Annotated in this window: 16 protein-coding genes; 2 read left to right on the forward strand and 14 right to left on the reverse strand. The window is 38.0% G+C overall.

Features of this window, described 5'->3' with window-relative positions; all coding sequences use genetic code 11:
• Nucleotides 1-256: 256 nt before the first annotated feature.
• Genes ABN763_RS11870 through ABN763_RS11880 form a run of 3 tightly spaced genes read right to left on the reverse strand, consistent with a single transcriptional unit; the run spans nt 257 to nt 3,677 of the window.
• Nucleotides 257-1,117 (reverse strand): AraC family transcriptional regulator, encoded by an 861-nt coding sequence (locus tag ABN763_RS11870; RefSeq protein ID WP_410485685.1) that lies wholly within the window; start codon nt 1,115-1,117, stop codon nt 257-259.
• Entirely contained in the window at nt 1,114-2,280 is a 1,167-nt protein-coding gene (locus tag ABN763_RS11875; protein WP_410485686.1) for a glycosidase, read from the reverse strand. The genes ABN763_RS11870 and ABN763_RS11875 overlap by 4 nt, the downstream gene beginning before the upstream one ends.
• Nucleotides 2,277-3,677 carry an MFS transporter gene (locus ABN763_RS11880; RefSeq protein WP_410485687.1) on the reverse strand — a complete coding sequence of 467 codons (1,401 nt, stop codon included), beginning with the start codon at nt 3,675-3,677 and terminating at the stop codon, nt 2,277-2,279. The genes ABN763_RS11875 and ABN763_RS11880 overlap by 4 nt, the downstream gene beginning before the upstream one ends.
• A 169-nt stretch (nt 3,678-3,846) precedes the next feature.
• Here ABN763_RS11880 and ABN763_RS11885 point away from each other — a divergent pair, with 169 nt between their 5' ends.
• The gene (locus ABN763_RS11885) at nt 3,847-4,608 is read left to right on the forward strand and encodes a phytanoyl-CoA dioxygenase family protein (RefSeq protein ID WP_410485688.1); all 762 of its coding nucleotides are present in this window, start codon (nt 3,847-3,849) and stop codon (nt 4,606-4,608) included.
• 35 nt (nt 4,609-4,643) lie between these two features.
• On the opposite strand, the gene ABN763_RS11890 is transcribed toward ABN763_RS11885, so the two are convergent.
• From ABN763_RS11890 to ABN763_RS11910, 5 genes are all read right to left on the reverse strand, one after another.
• Nucleotides 4,644-6,311 (reverse strand): sodium:solute symporter, encoded by a 1,668-nt coding sequence (locus ABN763_RS11890; RefSeq protein ID WP_410485689.1) that lies wholly within the window; start codon nt 6,309-6,311, stop codon nt 4,644-4,646.
• A gap of 6 nt (nt 6,312-6,317) precedes the next feature.
• Nucleotides 6,318-7,640, reverse strand: a complete 1,323-nt coding sequence (gene xylA / locus ABN763_RS11895) for a xylose isomerase (protein WP_410485690.1) — start codon at nt 7,638-7,640, stop codon at nt 6,318-6,320.
• A gap of 12 nt (nt 7,641-7,652) precedes the next feature.
• A complete protein-coding gene (locus tag ABN763_RS11900) occupies nt 7,653-9,137 on the reverse strand; it encodes a xylulokinase (RefSeq protein WP_410485691.1) in 1,485 nt (494 codons plus the stop codon).
• Nucleotides 9,138-9,208: 71 nt separating this feature from the next.
• On the reverse strand, nt 9,209-11,863 hold the full coding sequence (locus ABN763_RS11905; protein ID WP_410485692.1) for a glycoside hydrolase family 3 C-terminal domain-containing protein: 2,655 nt from the start codon (nt 11,861-11,863) through the stop codon (nt 9,209-9,211).
• Between the two features lie 207 nt (nt 11,864-12,070).
• A complete protein-coding gene (locus ABN763_RS11910) occupies nt 12,071-13,246 on the reverse strand; it encodes a glycoside hydrolase family 5 protein (protein ID WP_410485693.1) in 1,176 nt (391 codons plus the stop codon).
• 409 nt (nt 13,247-13,655) lie between these two features.
• On the opposite strand from ABN763_RS11910, the gene hemN reads away from it, so the two are divergent.
• Nucleotides 13,656-15,017, forward strand: coding sequence for an oxygen-independent coproporphyrinogen III oxidase (hemN, locus tag ABN763_RS11915; protein WP_410485694.1), 1,362 nt, complete (start codon nt 13,656-13,658; stop codon nt 15,015-15,017).
• A gap of 12 nt (nt 15,018-15,029) precedes the next feature.
• Here hemN and ABN763_RS11920 read toward each other — a convergent pair whose 3' ends face one another.
• Genes ABN763_RS11920 through ccoN form a run of 6 tightly spaced genes read right to left on the reverse strand, consistent with a single transcriptional unit; the run spans nt 15,030 to nt 21,097 of the window.
• Complete coding sequence (locus ABN763_RS11920) at nt 15,030-15,737, reverse strand: sulfite exporter TauE/SafE family protein (RefSeq protein ID WP_410485695.1); 708 nt, start codon at nt 15,735-15,737, stop codon at nt 15,030-15,032.
• Entirely contained in the window at nt 15,737-16,183 is a 447-nt protein-coding gene (locus tag ABN763_RS11925; protein ID WP_410485696.1) for a FixH family protein, read from the reverse strand. The genes ABN763_RS11920 and ABN763_RS11925 overlap by 1 nt, the downstream gene beginning before the upstream one ends.
• Nucleotides 16,184-16,241: 58 nt before the next feature.
• Nucleotides 16,242-17,663, reverse strand: a complete 1,422-nt coding sequence (gene ccoG / locus ABN763_RS11930) for a cytochrome c oxidase accessory protein CcoG (RefSeq protein ID WP_410485697.1) — start codon at nt 17,661-17,663, stop codon at nt 16,242-16,244.
• 54 nt (nt 17,664-17,717) lie between these two features.
• Nucleotides 17,718-18,698 (reverse strand): cbb3-type cytochrome c oxidase N-terminal domain-containing protein, encoded by a 981-nt coding sequence (locus ABN763_RS11935; RefSeq protein ID WP_410485698.1) that lies wholly within the window; start codon nt 18,696-18,698, stop codon nt 17,718-17,720.
• Nucleotides 18,695-18,889: a cbb3-type cytochrome oxidase subunit 3 gene (locus ABN763_RS11940; RefSeq protein ID WP_410485699.1), complete on the reverse strand. Its 195-nt coding sequence runs from the start codon at nt 18,887-18,889 to the stop codon at nt 18,695-18,697. The genes ABN763_RS11935 and ABN763_RS11940 overlap by 4 nt, the downstream gene beginning before the upstream one ends.
• A gap of 3 nt (nt 18,890-18,892) precedes the next feature.
• Nucleotides 18,893-21,097 carry a cytochrome-c oxidase, cbb3-type subunit I gene (gene ccoN / locus ABN763_RS11945; protein ID WP_410485700.1) on the reverse strand — a complete coding sequence of 735 codons (2,205 nt, stop codon included), beginning with the start codon at nt 21,095-21,097 and terminating at the stop codon, nt 18,893-18,895.
• Between the last annotated feature and the right edge of the window lie 6 nt (nt 21,098-21,103).

A 21,103-nucleotide genomic window follows, 5' to 3' on the forward strand; every position in this document is an offset into this window, starting at 1 on the left:
GAGTTTAAGATAAATAAATATGGATAGTTAAACAACCCCTAAAAAAAAATTGTAAAAATGAATTTTAAGTTGGATTTGTATATATGAATAAGATCTCTGCAAGTTGTGAGAGGTTATGATACAGTGCTGATCATAAAGGGATATGAATTCAAATTTTGCACCGTACCCATGATACTGTCTTCTAAAAAAATAATCTGACAAATTCTAGAATTTATCAGATTATTTTTCTTTCCGAATATTTTCATATTAAACTATTTTAAAACAATTGTTTTCTGAATTTGAGCGGAGTAGTGTTATAATATTTGCTAAAACTACGATTGAAATGTGACACGTTTTGAAAGCCACTTTCTACAGAAACATCACCCACTGGTAATTCAGAATGTTGTAATAATTGTGCTGCTTTACCAAGGCGCATTTCCATCAAATAGCTGGCAAAACTTTTAAGCGTATGTTTTTTAAAGTAGTGGCTAAAGGCAGAGGGAGACATATGAATTTGATCGGCAACTTCTGCCACCAAAAGTTTTCTGGAATAGTTTTTTTGGATGTATTGTAAAACAGTTTCTAACCTTCTTGCTCCATTTTTATTTGTTGCTGGTACGTATCCATGACTACATAATCTTTTAACTAGCTCAATTTTCCCAAAAAGCTTTAATACTTTCAAGATAAAAATGTAGGTGTCAAAGGTGTTTTCAAACTCTAACGCAGCCATCCATTGTAGTACTTTCCTTTTATCTGATCCTTTTAACTCAAGGCCATAGGCAGCATTTTCTAATGCCTTTTTTACATTAATCATGGCTTTAGATAGTAACAGTTGTTGTGAAACAATTGTATCAAGAAATTGTATGACAACAATCTTGCTATTTGTTTTATCCTGAATTCCATGATCTTGCCAACAATGGGGTGTTCCAGGAGCGATTAAGACTACATCTTCACCTGAAAATTGGGACGTATGGTCACCTACCATACGAGTACCTGTAAGGCCCAAAGTAATAGTTAGTTCATAGGCTTTTTCATGTTGATGAAAAGGGTAACTCAAATCAATTTCATCACCTTCAAAAATACTGACTACAAAGAGCTCATCTTCCGATAGCGTGACATGTTCTCTAATAATTTTCATATCAGTTTATTATTTTTTCGAATCAATTGAAGTCTCTGTTGAACGGAAGCGTAAGAACGTAATGCGTCTTCAGGTGTATTTTGTACATAATCAATCAATTGTTCAACGCTGCTTTCGGCTACATGAATCCTAGTATCTGAACTGGCATAATAGATATAAACTTTTTTGTCTTTTACCACCCAACCATTGCAAAATAATACATTAGATACATCACCTACTCGTTCATCTTTAACTGAAGCCATAAAATACCCACTTGGTTTGTATTTTATAAGCCAAGGTTCTTTTAAATCAGTCATAAAAAGGTATAGCACATACCGAAGTCCAGCAGCTGTATTGCGAACACCATGGGCCAAATGCAACCACCCCTCATCCGTCTTTATGGGTGCCGGGCCTTGACCGTTTTTAACTTCATTAATGGTATGATATACTCTATTATCCATTATTTTTTCGCTAAGCACCTTGGCATTTTCCATACTATCGGTAAGTCCCCATGCTATTCCACCGCCGTCGCCTACTTTAATGAAACCATCTTGAGGGCGAGTATAGAGCGCATATTTTCCATCAACAAATTCAGGGTGTAACACCACGTTTCTTTGCTGTCCTGAATTGCTTAACAAATCAGGTAAACGCTCCCATTTTTTTAAATCTTTAGTACGAGCTATACCGCAGGAGGCAATTGCTGAAACGGTATCATTTTTCAAGGCGTTGGGGTCTTTTCTTTCCGTACAAAAAGTTCCGTAAATCCAACCATCCTCATGTTGAACCACTCGCATATCGTATACATTCGTGTCAGGAGAATCAGTTTCATTTAAAACTATCGGTTCATCCCAAAACTGGAACTTGTCAACACCTGATTGACTTTCAGCAACAGCAAAGAACGATTTTCGATCATATCCTTCAACACGTGCTACTAAAAGTACTTTGCCATTTATTAAAATAGCCCCTGGATTGAATACGGCGTTAACACCCAAGCGTTCCTGTAAGAAAGGATTTGTTTTTTTATCCAGGTCAAAACGCCACTCAAGTGGTATATGCTCTGCCTCTAAAACCGGATTCGAATAACGTTTGTAAATGCCATTATGTTCACCTACGGGCACATTTTCTTTTTGAATAAGCTCTTTATGTTGTTGTCTTAAAAGAGACAGTCTTTCTTCAAATGTCATTTTCTCATGGAATTTAAGTCACATTGAATTTTTTTCATGCTCGGTTCATCAAGTTTGTATAGCATAACAAAAGTTGCAGCAATGATTCCTGCTACACCGGCAAATACACTAATCATCAAACGAATACCCATTACGGTAGATTCAGTTTGTTCAGCATTGGCCTCAAAACCGAGATAAGAAAGAATCCATCCAGTAAGTGCACCGCCAATTGTCCATCCAAATTTCTGAGACATAGAAGAAGATGAAAATATTAGTCCCGTGGACCGCTTGCCATTTTTCCATTCAGAATAATCGGCAATATCAGCATACATGGCCCAGAGAAGTGGCATGACAATACCTGCGGAAATACCGATGAGAATATTTAACCCGAAAATAGCGATAAGCTGATGCGGCTCTAAAAAATAGAATGCAATACTTAGTATTGATGAAACCAATATGGAATAAAAAAATGCTTTTTTCTTACCTATTCTGAAAGCCAGCGGTTTAGCCAATATAACACCTATAATATTGGTTCCGACCCATACAGAAAGATAGGCAGAGGCTAGCACGTCATGAGAAAAATTATAAGTTGTGCCAAAAAGTGCTAGTGTTTGATCCTCAATAAAATATTTAAAGTAATATAATGTAGTGCCGTCTCTAAGGGTATTGAAAATATTATTGAAAACAGCGGCACCCAAAAGAATAAGCCAAGGGCCATTTTTTATTAGATTCACGATATCTACCGTTAATGAACTTTTTTCCTCTTTTGGAGGTTCAAGTCGTTCTTTGGTCCCCAAAAAAGTCACAATAAATAGCAGCGCTGCAAGTACTCCAAAAATAATGATCGCATATTGATACCCTTTTCCATAATCAATGCTATTTGTGCTGTTGCTGCCAAAAAAGTCTACTAAATAATTAGCAGTCAAGGTCACAAAAAGCCCCCCAGAAAAAGCTCCTATTAGGCGCCATGAGGCTAACGAGGTTCGCTCTCCAATATTACTAGTCATCACGGCCATAAGTGAGGCATATGGAACATTGACACCGGTGTATACCATCATCATTAACGAATAAGTGATATAGGCATATACTACCTTACCGGTTTCTGACAAGTCAGGATTGCTAAATGTAAGCACTCCGATTATTGCAAAAGGAATAGCGAGGTATAAAAGATAGGGTCTAAACTTACCCCAACGTGTTTTGGTCCTGTCACATATGATGCCCATTATGGGGTCATTAGCAGCATCCCAGATTCGGGTAACTAGGAACATGGTACCAACGGTAGCGGCCGAAATGCCAAAAACATCTGTATAAAAAAAAAGAAGAAACATTGAAAAAAGTTTCCAAAACATGGAGGATGCAAAATCACCAGCACCGTAGGCGATTTTTTCATTTAATCCAATCGTTACATTACTCTCCATTGCGTGTTTTTTATACTATTATGAATTTTAAAATGGTAAATATGGATATAATAAATCATAAAAAAGCAATTTATTCAAAATACTATAAAAAATTGATGGTATAGATCAAATTTGCATGAAGATTAATTATGAATTTTGTTTTATGCGAAATTCAATATAAAGTAACATAATGACAACTATAGGAACCGACAATAGATTAAATAGAGAACAGATTGAATTTTATAGAAAAAATGGGTACTTGTTACCCAATGAATTGCTTTTCTCTCCACAGAAGCAACAGCAATTAACAGCAATTTTTGAGGAGCACTTAAAACATAAGGGCAAAAAGCTATCTGATGAGTTGGATACTCCGCACTTTCGTGATCAACGTCTTTTAAAATTTCTGCTGGCTCCCGAAGTTTTAGATGTAGTTGAAAGTCTAATCGGGTCGAATATAGGTCTTTTTAGTAGTCATTTTATATCTAAAGAACCGGGCAAGGGGAGACGTACCCCCTGGCATGAGGATAGTGCTTACTGGGAAGGTAAATTTGACGAACTAAACAAAATAGTTACTATCTGGTTGGCTATAGACAATTCCAATATTTCAAATGGATGCATGGGTGTGGTTCCCGGTACCCATAACAACGGATTTTCAGAATATGAGGAGGTAGCGGATGTCGAAAACAGCACATTTAGTACCGAGATTAAAAAGGGAACTTTTAATTTGAATGATGTTGTGTGGTTTGAGTTGCAAAAAGGGCAGTATTCTGTTCACGATGCTCGAATTATTCATGGCGCCAATGCAAATACTTCTGAGAATAGAAGATGCGGTTACACTATGCGTTATTTTGCACTCGATATGAAGTTTGATGCTTCACATAATCCCAATCATAAATTATATCATGCAAGAGGTGAGAATATTGTGAACAACCCCTTGATTTATTCGAGCTAAGAATCGCTAATTAGTGTGAGTGAAAAAGTCTCGAACTATCCTGTAAAGTACGTTAGTATTCCGATCACAATGACCACCAACAAGACTGAGAGAATGACATCTATAGTATCATAACTTTTCTTAGCAATTGCTTTATCCTCGACACTCAAAGTACCAAATGACAACCCTTTGATAGCTTGGTAATTTGGTGGATTTGTAGCTAGGGATACACTTATGCACAGTCCAACTGAAAATATGAACATAAAAATAGCCATATGGGCAAAGTTGATGGTAGCAAAGATATAGGCAAAACCAAAAGCGATTTGCTCACCCGTTTGCTTGAAATGTTCAATTTCTGGTTGATACGCAATCTCGCTAGTTAACCTAGCAATTAATAGCACCAAACCTGCTAAAAGGGTTGTGATTGCAGCTTTGGAATTTACACGTTTCCATATAATTCCTAAAAGAAATACTGTGGTTACCGGAGGTGCAATGTATGATTGTACATTCTGAAGGTATTGATACATGACACCGCCTCCAATTTTTTCCATCACTGGAATCCAAAAAATCCCTAAAACCACGATAAATGCAGTTGCTATTTTGCCGGTTTTTAATAGTTGCTTTTCATCCTTATGAGGCTTTAATTTTTTATAAATATCAATAGTGAAAATGGTCGAACATGAATTAAATACCGAGGCTAGTGAACTCATTAATGCCGCTATTAATCCTCCAGCCACTAGTCCTTTTAACCCCACTGGCAATAACGTTTTAACCAACATTGGGAATGCACGATCAGCTTTTTCAACACTAAATAGTTCTGGGTTTTTTATGGTTAACGCAAAAGCAATAATTCCTGGAATCAGAAAAATGAATATTGGAAGCAATTTTAAGTAAGCCCCGAAGATCGCACCACGACGTCCTATTTTAATATTATTGGCAGCCAGTGTGCGTTGCACAATGTATTGATCAGTACACCAGTACCATATTCCAACAATAGTACCGCCAATGAGTAGCCCAGTCCATGGAAAATCAGGGTCGGTCATTGGGCGCCACATATTAAAGTGTTGCGGACTCACTTCTTTTACCGTATCAGCCATTACGGTCCATCCGCCAACTTCTTGAAGTCCAAGAAAGGTGATAATAAGTGATCCAACAATAAGTATAACAGTTTGTAAGGTCTCTGTATAAATAACAGCTTTCATCCCACCAATAATTGTATAGATACCCGTAAAAATGACAATACCAATAGCACCACCCCAAAAGGAAACACCTAATAATTCAGAGACTACAATGCCTCCAGCATAAATGGTTACAGAAACTTTAGTAATTACATATCCTACTAATGAAAAAACGGATAAGAACCATCTTGATCTGCTGTCAAAACGTTTCTCAAGAAATTCAGGCATGGTGAATGCACCACTTCTAATATAAAAAGGAAGGAATAACCATCCTAAAAGTAATACTATCCATGCGTGCAACTCGTAATGTGCCATGGGAGTTCCAGATTCGAATCCTGTACCGGCCAATCCTACAACATGTTCTGAACCGATATTGGATGCAAAAATAGATGCCCCAATCACAAACCAACCTACGTTGCGTCCTGCTAGAAAGTAATCTTCTGTATTCTTATTTTTCTGCAGAATTACCCATACTGCTACTCCTACTAAGGCCAAGAAATAAATGCCCAGAACAATCCAATCACCAAATTCTAAAACCGACTCCATATTTCGTTAAATGTATTGGTTGATAATGTTTTCAAACAATTCTTGTTTACCGCTTACAAGTGGTAATTCACCATTTTCTCTAGCGATATCGTACAATTGATTGAAATCAAGGGAGCCTTGTTCAAATGCTTTTCCAGAGCCGTTATCGAACGAAGCGTATCTTTCCGCTCTTAACTTATTGTAGTTAGACGAAGAAGCTATTTTATCTGCGGTAATTAATGCACGGGCAAAAACATCGGCACCGCCTATATGTGCTAAAAAGATATCTTCAATATCCGTAGAGTTTCTTCTTATTTTGGCGTCAAAATTGATTCCGCCTCCTTGTAAGCCTCCTGCCTCTAAAAATACCAACATGGCTTCGGTCACTTCGTATATGTTATTTGGGAACTGATCGGTGTCCCAACCGTTTTGATAATCACCGCGATTGGCATCGATACTACCTAACATACCGGCATCCGCGGCTACCTGTAATTCATGTTGAAATGTATGTTGCGCTAGTGTAGCATGATTTACCTCAATATTAATTTTAAAGTCTTTTTCTAATCCGTATTGCCTTAAAAACGCAATAGATGTTGCTGTATCAAAATCATACTGATGTTTCATCGGCTCCATAGGTTTGGGTTCAATGAAAAAAGTACCTTCAAAGCCTTGAGTCCTCGCGTAATCTCGAGCTTTTGCTAAAAACATCGCCATATGATCTTGTTCCCGTTTCATGTTGGTATTGAGCAGACTCATATACCCTTCACGACCACCCCAGAAAACATAGTTCTCACCACCTAGTTCAATCGTAGCATCTAATGCTAATTTTACCTGTCCTGCAGCTCTGGCTACTACATTGAATTCCGGATTTGTAGCGGCTCCGTTCATGTATCTAGGGTTGGAAAAACAATTGGAAGTACCCCACAACAATTTGATACCGGAGTCCTGTTGTTTTTGCTTTAAATAAGAAACGATTTGTTGTAATCGATGTTCTGATTCAGTGAATGATGACCCTTCTTGAATGAGATCATAGTCATGAAAACAATAGTAGTCAAACCCTAATTTGGAGATGAGTTCAAAAGCAGCGTCAGCTTTTTGCTTAGCCGCTTCTAAAGCGTCACCGGCAATATCCCATTGATGTTGTAATGTACCAGGACCAAAAGGGTCTGCACCTGTTCCACAAAACGAGTGCCAATAGGCGACAGCAAACTTAAAATGCTCTCGCATAGTTTTTCCTGCAATGATTTGATCAGGATTGTAATATTTGAATGCCAAAGGGTTATCAGAATCTTTTCCTTCATACTTGATGGTATCAATCGATTTGAAATATGTATTGTTAGTGCTTGCCATTATGTTGTTTTCTTAATTTAAAATTTTGTGTAATGTTGCCTTCCACCGCTCATAGGCCTTGGTGTAAACCGCCTTTTCTTTAATAGGTTTAAATGTTTTAAGATAGTCATTGTTAGTAACCACTGTACTAAAGTTGTCGAAGGCTTTATCTGCCATCCCCGCTGCTCGGGCGGCTCCAACAGCACCAGTGGTGTTGTATAATTCAATTTCTTGGTCAATTAGGGTAGCTACTGTATTTGAAAAGATAGAAGACCTAAATAGGTTATCGTTACCTGTTCTTATCAAATTGATAGGTGTATGATCGTTTTTTAAAATTTCCATACCGTATACAAATGAAAAAGCGATTCCTTCAAGGGCGGCTCTACATATATGAGGTTGCGTATGTTTATTAAGATTGATGTTACTTAAGTGACTGCCAATAGTTTTATTGTCAAACATTCTTTCCGCACCATTTCCGAAAGGAATGAGCTGCAGATTATCTGCTCCTACAGGTACTTCCGCTGCGTGCGAATTCATTACTTCATAAGAATTCTTTGAGAGGTTTAAAATATCTTTCAGCCATCGGTATTGTATTCCTGCTCCATTAATGCAAAGTAATTTGCCTATTCTTGGTGCCGCCTCGGTATGATTAACATGAGCAAAATTATTCAGTTTTATACCTTCCGATGATTTCAGATTATCAGATATTGCATACAGCACTCCCGATGTACCACCAGTCGCTGCAACTTCACCTGGATTTAAAACATTAAGTGCCAAAGCATTATTAGGTTGGTCTCCCGCACGATATAGAATAGGAGTTCCTTTTCGTAAACCACTTTCCAAGGCACCTTTTTCAGAAACTTTTGATTGTACACTAAAGGTATCAACAACTTCAGGCACAAGCGAATGGTCAATTCCGTAATGGTCTAACACCTGTTTAGCGGGTTCAGAGCTCTTAAAATCCCAAAGCACTCCTTCAGAAAGGCCAGCTATTGTGGTATTTATTTCCCCTGAAAATTTATAAGCAATAAAATCACCAGGAAGCATGAACTTATCAATTTTGTCATAGTTAGCAGGTTCATTTCTCTGCACCCATGCTAGTTTAGAGGCTGTAAAATTTGCAGGAGAATTTAGCATGTGTTCCATACATGTTGTTTCGCCGATTTGTTTAAAAGCCTCCTCGCCTAAAGAAACGGCTCGACTGTCACACCAAATGATAGCGTTTCTAATAACTTCTCCATCACTGTCGACCGTGACCAAACCATGCATTTGATACGCAATACCTACACCTTTTATTTGTTTGTTGGTTATGTTGTTTTCTTTTAAAAGACGTTTAGATGCGTTACATACATGGTTCCACCACATGTTGGGGTTTTGCTCTGCCCAAAGAGCATGATCACTTATTATTTGCATCTCTTTAGCAGGTTCTTGAATGGTACATACAGCCTTTGCAGTAATACCATCTACCAAAGAAGCCTTAACTGAAGAACTACCAATATCAAAACCGATATAAAACATTGTAGTTAGGTATTACTAATTGTTGCAGTTTCATTTTATATGTATGAAAATACTAAAAGAAAATAAGGAGATTATAATTTTATGGGATTTCCGGAAATGGTGATATCTTCTACCACTACCTTAGCATCCCTAATTCGTGTTTCTGATGATTGTGCACCACCAGCTGAAATTTTGTATTCTCCGGGTTGTACTACCTTTTCTCCGTTATTATTAACAATACTTAGTTGATCTTTTTTAATAGTAAACGAGAGTGTTCTTTTTTCACCTGCTTTAAAATATGTTCTGTCGAAAGCGACCAGTGTTTTATGAGGGTTAAAAGAATCTGCATTTGGGTTTTCAATATATATCTGAACAACTTCTTCACCAGCTAGTGCCCCAATATTTTCGATATCGACAGTTATTTCAAGATTGTTACCTGATTCAATCTCATTAAGGACTTTCAGATTACTATATTTAAATTTTGAATAGCTCAGGCCATAACCGAATTCATATAACGGGTCTCCCTTAAAGTAGCGATAGGTTTTTCCTTTCATGTCATAATCGCTAAACGGCGGAATGTCGTTGATGTCCTTGTAGAAAGTTACCGGTAATCTTCCTGCCGGGTTGTAATCACCAAATATAACATCGGCGATAGCCGTACCTCCAGCTTGTCCGGGATACCATGCTTCGATAATAGATGCAACATTATCGTTTTCCCAATTAACAGAAAGTGCACTACCATTCAATAATACTAAAACGGTAGGTTTGCCTAATGCATTTATTTTCTTTATCAAATCGGTTTGAGTTTTTGGAAGCTTTGTATGTACACGATCACCACCGGAGAATCCATCTACTTTAACCTTCATTTCTTCACCTTCTAAAAGCGGACTTATTCCCATACACAAAACAACCACATCAGCATCTTTTGCATTGGCAATAGCTTCTTGCTGTAAATTATCGTTCGGTGATTCCCAAAGTAATCTCATGATTGCATGCTCGGTATTATCCTGAACACACTCAAAGCGAATCTTATATTGTTTACGAGCTTCTAGTTTGACATATTCATATATTTTTTTAGGGTGATGTACATCATGACGCTCCATTAAAAGCTTATCATCTAAAAACAACTTCATTGAAGAGAATGCCTCACCACCTAAGGCATAATTTCCTGTTTTATCAACAGAAAGGATACCTGTCCATTTAACAGCGTATTGGTCATAGCTCATATCATCAAATGGGGGAGTGGTACGCCATGTAAAATCTACGGTCTTATCTACTCTAGCGTGTTTCGGATTTCCTTCAAATGAAACATTGTCGTAGTACTCACCTTTTAATCCATTAACTTCTAAAGTACTGTCTGTAAATAATACCGATTCGGGCATAGCTTCGAATACTGGAAGTCCTTCTGCTAACTTACAACCTACTGCATACGTGATCTCGGCATTTGGTAGTTTTTGTTTTATTCCCGCCAAAGGGGTAATCGGTACTGTTGGATATCCGTTGTAGTTTCCTAATAACACCTCTAGATCATCAGCATTTGAACCAATCACGGCAACTTTTGTTACATCATTTTTATTTAGTGGAAGCAGATTATTTTCATTTTTAAGAAGCACTATTGATTTGCGTGCAGTCACTAATGCTGCCAGACGATGCTTTTCAGAATCAACAACGTCAAAAGGAATATGTTCATATTTAATAGCACCTTCAGGGGCAAACAAGCCAAGTTTTAATCGTGCAATTAATAATCGTTCAAGTGACACATCTAGTTCTGCTTCAGTAATCAAACCATCTTTGACCGCTGCTACTAAGGCAGGATACGAATCGCCACAATTTAAATCCGTACCAGCTTTTACTGCCACAGCAGAAGCTTCTTTCGCATCTGCACTTATTTCATGTGCTCCTTGATTATAAAAATCTTTAATTGCCCAACAGTCAGAAACGACATAGCCATTAAAACCCCAGTCGTCGCGTAACAGATTATTTAGTTCCTTGTTTCCACAACAGGGTTCTCCGTTATAGCTATTATAGGCACACATGATGGAATAAACCCCTGCTTCTTTCACTACTTTTTCAAAATGTGGGCTATACGTATTTAAAAAATCTTGTGGGCTAGGCACTGCATTAAAACTATGTCGATCTGCCTCCGGTCCGCTATGCACGGCAAAGTGTTTAGCAGTGGCAACCAATTTCAAATAATTTGGGTCATCACCTTGTAGCCCTTTAATAAATCGTACTGCTAGTTCTCCTGCCAGATAAGGATCTTCACCATATGTTTCCATGCCACGGCCCCATCTAGGATCACGAAAAATATTAATATTCGGTGTCCAATACGTCAGGCCTTGATAAATACCGCGCTTGCCTCTAGAAGCAAATTCATGGTGCTTTGCCCGGGCTTCATCTGATATAATGGCTGATATCTCTGACATTTGATTTTTGTCAAATGTTGCTGCCAAACCAATGGCCTGTGGAAATACCGTAGCCTTTCCGGCACGACCAACACCATGCAAGCATTCATTCCACCAGTTGTACTCCGGTATATCAAGCCGCTTTATTGCGGGCGACTCATAACTCATTTGTGATACCTTTTCTTCTAAGGTCATTGCCGCAATAAGTTCTTTTGCTTTTTGCTCAAAATTAATTGTAGGTGTATTTTCTTCCACTTTTGTTTTTGTATCAGATGAAGAATTAGAACATCCGAGGACAACAAATAAGACAGTTATTAATACGATGTATTTAATTGCATTCATTTAGGTTAGTTATAAACAGTTAGGATATAGATATTATTCAGCGTTCATTTCGTCTATCGATCAGGTAATTTAAATAAAGCATACCGCTCCTTCGGTATAAAACAGTTTACGTTTTTACCCGTTTTAATCGAAATGAAGAAAACTTAAGTTAATGATTTATAAGCAAACACCAAGATTATCTTGATATCACTACTATATTATGAAGGGTTATTCATAGGCCTTAACTATTGCATCAGCAATTTCGCCAAATGGCCAACTTAAGGTCTGTCTGTTAAAAATAGCCAGCCCATCATTAGAAACGCCACTATTCCCATTATCCCACCAAACACTGGCCAAACCTCTTTCTGCTGCGGCATTGGCGTAAAATGAAGCATGTTCCAGACGGTCAGCGGTATTATTTTGATTTCCTGAACTCCATTCGCCTAAAACAACTGCTTTGCCATTATCGACAAACTTGGCTTTAATACGATCCATTTCGGCAATAAGTTGTGCCTTGTCATCATCTGTACCCCACGTGCTATCAGTACCTTCCAACGTAAATGGAAACGGGAAATATGAATGAAGTGAAACTATAGTGTTCACATCGTTATTGGGTATTACCAAAGCATTCATTGTTATTGGTAAGGTGCTGGCAGCATAGGTAGATATCATAATCTTTCGGGTACTATTATTACCTCCGGTGGCTCTGATGGCATCAAGACTCGTTTTATGGTATTGGTTCACCATATCCCTTCCTTCTGCGGTACCTCCGCTCCATTCTTCAGCAGAATTTTCGAAACGTGGCTCGTTCAAAGTTTCAAAAATTAGATAATCACTATAATTCTTAAATCGATTTGCTACTTGAGTCCATAACTTAGAAAGTCGTGCTTTCACTGCATCGCCTTCATTGTAGGTAGGAATAATCCAGGTGTCATCATGATGCACATTGATGATTACATACATATTATTGGCTCTACCATAGTTAACTACTTCTTCAACACGATCTAACCAATCTTTTTCGATAGTGTAATTGGGTGCAGTACCTTGGTGAAAACGCCATGTTACAGGAACTCTTAGGATGTTAAAACCTCTGTTGGCCACTTCATCGATCATAGCTTTAGTAGTAACTGGATTACCCCATACTGTTTCGTTATCTCCTTCGGCATCTAAGCTGTTTCCTAAATTCCAACCTATTTTCATTTCGGCGACAATCTCCATTGAAGAGAGCCCTCTCATGGTACCATTATCAAACTCACTCGCTTCATTATCTCCGTTATCCGGATTTTCATCAACGGGTTGTTCCTCGACTGAGTCCTCTGTAGGAACAACAGTAACATTAACCGATTCAGAACGGCATGACAGCATCAAAAAGATTGTGATCAGAATAAAAGCGGAGTATTTCATGGTAGTCGCAATTTTAATTACAAAATTAACTGAATTAGTATCGATATATATACCAGATTTGATGTAAAAATTAAAAGAGATGTTGTATTTGGTGCTTCCTATCATACAACATAAACCTGAGACGCCTTAGCTAACAGTATGCTCAATTAGTAATTGTAATAATCGAGTTTTAAAGGTAAGTACCAGACTTTGCATAGTTCCTGCTGAATGGTAGATCGTTTTTCACCTTTTTAAATTATTTGAATGACAAATGTCATCTTTTTCATAACGGGGGTATCCTAGATTTGCGAAAGTTAAAAATTTGAAGTGTTGGGTACCATTCTTTCTAGTGCACTAAATCCTTTTTGATGCACTATTAAAACCGTATCATCAAAGTTCGAACAATCCTCTTAATACGTTATTATTGACCATGTGTACATTAGTTTCAAAATACAACGTAGCGGGACCTCGCTACACTAGTTACCCAACTGTTCCTTATTGGGACCAAGATCTGTTTAGCTTGCAAAGTTGGAAAACATCAGTCAAACGTAGCTTTGATGAAAGCAATGAACATGAGGGAACAAGCCTTTATATCCATCTTCCTTTTTGCGAAAGCATGTGCACCTTTTGCGGTTGCACTAAACGTATTACCAAGAATCATCAATTGGAAATCCCATATATCAAAAGTGTTTTGAAGGAGTTCAATATGTATGTAAATCTAATGGGACGCCGACCTACAGTCTCACAAATTCATTTGGGAGGAGGCACTCCCACTTTTTTTTCGCATGCGAATTTAAAATTCCTAATTGAAGGTATTTTTAGAATTGCAAATAGGGCAGAAAAGGTTGAATTTAGTTTTGAAGGACATCCTAATAATACTACCAAAGAGCACTTGGCTGTTTTGGCGGAAAGCGGTTTTACGCGGGTATGCTACGGAGTTCAAGATTACAACATTATGGTGCAAAAGGCTATTAATAGAGTACAGCCGTTTGAAAATGTAAAAGACGCAACCGTTAAGGCAAGAGAACTGGGCTATACTTCAGTTGGGCATGATATTATATACGGACTCCCTTTTCAGACTAAAGACCACGTGAAAAATACCATTGAAAAAACGATAGAATTAATGCCTGACCGTATTGCTTTTTATAGTTATGCTCATGTACCATGGATAAAGGGAAATGGTCAACGCGGATTTAAAGAGGAAGATCTTCCATCACCAGATCAAAAACGTTTGCAGTATGAGATGGGAAAGAAGATGCTATTAGATGCTGGTTATGACGAAATAGGTATGGATCACTTTGCATTACCTACTGATGATTTAAGTATTGCAAAAAGAAATGGCACTCTTCATCGTAATTTTATGGGCTATAGCGCTAGTAAAACTAAATTGATGATCGGCTTGGGCGTATCTGCTATTAGTGACAGTTGGTATGGTTTTGCACAAAATACAAAGAGTGTAGAAGCATATCAGGATCTGATTAATAACGATGTTTTTCCAGTGTATAGGGGGCATATACTTACTCAAGAAGATCTAATCATTAGAAGGCATATCCTTAATATAATGTGCTCTTTTAAAACAACTTGGGAGAGTGAAGCAGCCTTTTTTCCTGAGCTTCCTGATATTGTTACGAAGCTACTAGAACTGGAAAAAGACGGGTTGGTTGTTATAAGTCCTAAAAAAATTGAAGTTACAGAAAAAGGTAAACCGTTTGTACGCAATATCTGCCTTCCATTTGACATCAGATTACAGCGAAAAAAGCCGGATACAAAGCTTTTTTCAATGACCGTATAATTAAGTTCTTTGTTAATGGCAGCTTTGTTGGGAACTTACCTGCTCAACCGCTACGGTATTCGATGGAGAAATATAGGGTATACCTAATCCCAATCCTCTTAAAACAAATAATAGTCCTATAATCACAACAAACATAGGTATCCACTGCAAGATTCTTCTTTTTACTTGCTGTTTTAAAAAATTACCCAAATAAATAGCAGTAGTCATTAATGGGATAGTACCGAGTCCAAAAACTGCCATGTAGAGACTTCCTTCAACTATTTTCCCGCTGCCAATAGCACCGAAAATTGCTAGGTAGACCAAACCACAAGGTAATAACCCGTTCAGAAAACCAAGGGTAAAAAAAGTTCCTGGATCCTTTTTTTTTAACTGCGCGCCCATGGTCGATTTTAATTTGGATACCACTGTGTAAATTGGTTTTGAAAATTGATACCTTCCTAAAAATCGTTTAGGAATTAGCATTAGAGTAATCATTAGGAGTCCTATTATAATAGATAGGCGTTGTTGAAACCCAAATAACTCGAGCCGGCTACCTAGCCACCCAAACAGTAGTCCTAATAAGGCATAGGTGCCAATCCTACCAGTATGGTAACTGACAATTTCAAAGAAACGCTTGGTTTTGTTCTTTCTATCAAGAGGTAGTAGGAAAGCTATAGGACCACACATTCCCACACAATGGAAACTTCCTAAAAGCCCTAATATGAATGCTGTATAAATCATCAGTATAAAATTGATTTTTTATAGAGATAGGTTTTGTTATTGGTCTCCCATTGTATAGTAATGTTCCAGCGACCATCGACCAGTCTTTGGTCAGGTATGAGCAAATTAGATCCGGATAGGACTAATGGAAAGTCAAAATCCAGTTTCTGGTTCGACGGTCTGTAAAGGAACACTGTACCTTTCGTGTTTTCATTCTTAATTTCTTCAGGAAAATTAATTAGCCAACCTTTGGTTGTTTTCTGTCCCGTCAGTGCGGTAGAAAGATTGTTTAAGTTGCTTTCCTGATCTATCTCATTTTGGTATACCATTTCTTTCGCATAGTACTCTTCGGTTACCAAATCGTGATGGTATGCGTTGTCGGTGCTCATTGTAATAACCAAATACAAGATAAATCCCATAAAGCCTATCATTGCTACCACGATTCCTTTTCCCCAATTCCATTTCATATTTAATTTTTTTAGTACGACTCTAATTTTTACCACATTATTTTCGCTGCTGATCGGTCTAGTTATAACTTCTAGGTCCAAGAAAAGCAGTGGTTGTTGTTTCTATTAAATCTTCTTTACTATATACGCCTATTTCTAATTGATCTTTATCACCTTCTAGTGCGCTTGCATTAAGCTCAATGAAAAGTGTACCTTCTGCCAAGCCTTGCTGCGGAACACTGAATCGCTCATGTGAAACTACTTTAATGGTACCCTTATGTGACAATAGCTTAAAGGTGACATTGGCAATATCCTTATTTGTTTTGTTAACCAACTTATAGGTATATACATTGCTGATAATATTATTGGCCTTATGCTCATAAAGTTGTCCAGGTAAACGCAGAATACGTGCTTCCAAATCGTTTCGAAGAAAAAGCATTCCCACTAACACTGAAATGAGAATTGCAAGAACTGCACTGTAACCTTTAAGCCGGGGGCTAAAAGTGAATTTGGCTTTCTTTTCTATGTTTTCCTCGCTTGCATAACGTATTAACCCTTTGGGTAACCCCACATTTTCCATCATTTTATCGCATGCATCAATACAGGCAGTACAATTAATACATTCTAATTGGGTACCATTCCGTATATCTATTCCGGTAGGACAGACATGTACACATTGAAAACAGTCAATACAATCTCCTTTCCCTGTGCTAGGTCGATCTTCGTTCTTTTTAAACTTTGCGCGACCAGCCTCTTTTTCACCTCGTTTATGATCGTATGCCACCACGATCGATTTATTATCTAATAGTACACCTTGTAGTCTGCCGTAGGGACAAGCGATAATACATACCTGTTCTCTAAACCAGGCGAATACAAAATAAAATACTCCGGTAAAAATGAGTAGGGATATAAAGGTGCTTAAATGACTTGCTGGGCCATCAGTAACATAACGCAATAACTGGTCACTCCCAATTAAATAGGCTAGAAACACATTAGCAATCAAAAAAGAGATGATAAAAAAGACCCCCCATTTTAATGTGCGTTTTCTGATTTTTTCACCATTCCACGGCATTTTATTCAACCGAATTTGCTTACCTCGATCACCATCTATCCAATACTCGATACGCCTAAATACCATTTCCATGAAAATGGTTTGGGGGCATACCCAACCGCAAAATAAACGTCCGAATGCTACGGTAAAGAATACGACAAATACCACTCCGATAATCATCATAATTACAAAAAGATGAAAATCTTGCGGCCAAAATGGCTGACCGAAAATATTGAAGCGTCTTTCTAGTACATTAAACATCAAAAATTGATTTCCCTCAATTTTCAAAAAAGGGGATACAAAGAGTATCGCCAATAGCCCATAGCTTACTAGTTTGCGCCATTCGTAATAACGCCCCTCCGGCTTTTTTGGATATACCCAAGCTCTTTTACCCTCATCGGTAACAGTGCTTATACTATCTCTAAATATTTCGTTTTCGGGTGTTTCCATTACGTGCTTTGGCGCATAATTACAACGAAGCGATGCTATTTTACACAGCTCTAATTATTGGTCGTTAAGGTTTGCAGTGACCTCATTTGAAGCTTCAGTTTTTGTCTCTTCGTTTTCCATTGGGGTCTCTGGACTATCTGTTGGTATTTCTTCTACTGCATCTGGATCAATCCAAATTTCACCTTCTGCAGCTTTGGGATCTGCAGGAGCTGTACCTTGTAAACTCAATATATAACTAGCTACTTGAGCCATTTCAGCAGGTTTCAATTCAGTTTTCCAGGGTACCATACCTTTTCCTGCGCGCCCTCCTTCTGAAATAGTATTGAAAACATTTTTAATACCACCTCCCAAAATCCAGTGTTTGTCAGTTAAATTAGGTCCTATCCCACCACCGCCATCAGCTTTGTGACAGGCAACACAACGTTCGTTAAATATGGTTTTTCCGGTTTTAAGATCCCCAGCATCGGTTAGTAATATTACCGTGTTGACATCTACTAAGTCTTTTGCTGTTTTTTTCCATTCTTCAATTTCAGCTTTGGCGATAGCTACTTCATATTCATACTCTTCATCCTGCGTATAATCATTATAAATATGGAATCTTACTAAGTAAATAACACCAAAAATGATAGTGGCATAGAAGCCATATAACCACCATGGTGGTAAGCGATTATCTAGCTCTTTTATACCGTCATAGTTATGATCTAGAATAATCTCATGTTCTTCTTCAATAGGTTTACTTCCAAGAAGTTTTTTATAAGTTTCCTTAACCCATTTAAACTGGTTTTCCTCAGCTAAAGCCGCTTTTTCATCATACTCTTTTTTAGCATTTTCATTTAATGATAAATAGAGTACACGTTGTAATGCTGCTACGCAAACTTCTCCAATAATCATTAATAAAGTAAGCAAGCTTACTGCCGCCCAATACCAGAGTTTATAGAATGCTTCCGTGGGATCATCGGGAGAGGCTATGTACATTAATAAGATTCCGGATACAATTGCGAAAACCAATATCCTTATATATGCTGCTGTTTTCATAATTCAGTTGGATTTATGATGATATCATCATCAAGTGGAATATTACTTACTTCGTTAATGTGCTTCTTCTTTGCCGTAAACACCCACCAGAATAGGGCTGTAAAAAACAAGAAGAATATGATGAGGGAGATGATAGGGTAGATGGTGACCCCATCTATCTGTTCTAAATTTTGTTTTACAAACTTCAACATGGCTTATTGGTTTATGTTTAGTGCAGTTTCAGCTGCATTTTTTACTTTAATATCCGTTCCCAGTCGCTGTAAATATGCAATAAGAGCGACTACCTCTCGATTTCTCATATCGATAAACTCCTCACCATTTTCTTTCGCATATTTTTTATCAGCTTCGTAAGTTTTGACAAAGTCAGGGTCAGCGTACAAGTTTTTTTCAATTTGTATGCCTTGCTCCGTCATCCATTGTTGAGCACGCTCGATATCTTCCATTGTGTATGGAACACCAAGTGTTTGCATGGCTTTCATTTTAGCTTCTGTCTTAGTCTTATCAAGTGGATTTTTGATAAGCCATTTGTACGATGGCATAATGGAACCAGATGAGGTACTCTGTGGGTCGTAGAAGTGATTCAAATGCCAATTATCGCTATACTTGCCGCCAACCCTCAATAGATCAGGTCCGGTTCGCTTGCTTCCCCATAAAAATGGATGGTCATAAACAAACTCACCAGCTTTTGCATATTCACCGTAACGTTCGACTTCACTTCTAAAGGGTCTGACCATTTGTGAATGACAGGCATTACAACTTTCTCTAATGTAGAGATCTCGCCCTTCAAGTTCCAGTGGAGTATAAGGTTTCACACTTGAAATTACCGGTACATATTCATCGACCATTAGCGATGGAATAATTTGAACCATACCACCAATAAGAATGGCAATAGTAGCAAAGATGGTAAGCTTCACAGGACGACGTTCTAACCATGTATGATATCCTTCTTTAGTAGTTCGTTTTTTGGTTACCTTTTGAAGCGGAGCAGCTTCAGCTAGCTCATCCGTTACTTTTTTACCTGCCCTCGCGGTCATGATAACATTATAAACACCAATAAGAGCTCCTACTACAAACATGGTTCCACCAATGGCACGCATCCAGTACATTGGGATAATTTCACTTACAGTTTCTAGGAAATTACCATACACCAGCGTACCGTCAGGGTTGAATTGTTTCCACATGGATGCCTGTACAAAACCAGCTACATACATTGGTAATGCATATAAAATGATACCTAAGGTTCCTACCCAAAAATGAACATTCGCTAACTGTACAGAGAATAATCGCGTTTTAAATAGTTTAGGGATTAACCAATAGATCATACCAAAAGTCAAGAAGCCATTCCAAGCTAACGCTCCTACATGCACGTGGGCAATGATCCAGTCACTAAAGTGTGCTATAGCATTTACATTTTTAAGAGAAAGCATTGGCCCTTCAAATGTTGCCATACCGTAACCAGTAATAGCTACTACCATAAATTTTAGAACAGGATCAGTGCGTACTTTATCCCATGCTCCGCGAAGGGTTAATAAACCATTAATCATACCACCCCAGGAAGGTGCAATGAGCATTATTGAGAAAGCCACTCCTAGGTTCTGCGCCCAGTCTGGCAAGACAGAATATAATAAGTGATGTGGTCCAGCCCAGATATATATAAAAATAAGTGACCAGAAGTGTACAATGGACAGTCGGTAAGAATATACTGGTCGGTTAGCCGCCTTCGGTACAAAATAATACATGAGTCCCAAAAAGGGTGTGGTCAAGAAAAAAGCTACGGCATTATGACCATACCACCATTGGACAAGCGCATCTTGCACACCTGCATATACGGAGTAACTTTTAAGCGCGCTGACTGGTATCTCAATACTGTTTACTATATGAAGTACAGCAACCGTTACAAATGTTCCCAAGTAAAACCAAATAGCCACATATAAATGTCGTTGACGTCTTTTAAGAATTGTACCAATTAGGTTGGCGCCAAACGCTACCCAAACTAAGGCAATAGCAATGTCAAATGGCCATTCTAGCTCAGCGTATTCTTTAGAAGTTGTATATCCTAAGGGAAGAGTAATTGCTGCACCAACGATGATAGCCTGCCATCCCCAAAAATTAAAATTGCTTAACCAATCTTTCCACATTCTGGCTTTGAGCAATCTTTGAGAAGAGTAATATACCCCGGCAAAAATGGCGTTACCTACAAAGGCAAAAATCACAGCGTTGGTATGCAGTGGTCTAAGCCTGCCAAAACTTAACCATGAGATACCATCGGTTAAGTTGGGAAACAAAAACATAAATGCCAGTAGGAGTCCTACTGTCATTCCAATAACGCCCCAGAACAGTGTTGCCACAATGAACTTTCGCACTATTTTGTTGTCATAATAAAACTGTTGTACTTCCATAGTTAT

Origin of the sequence: Spongiivirga sp. MCCC 1A20706 (assembly GCF_046524175.1) — a bacterium.
GTDB lineage: Bacteria > Bacteroidota > Bacteroidia > Flavobacteriales > Flavobacteriaceae > Spongiivirga.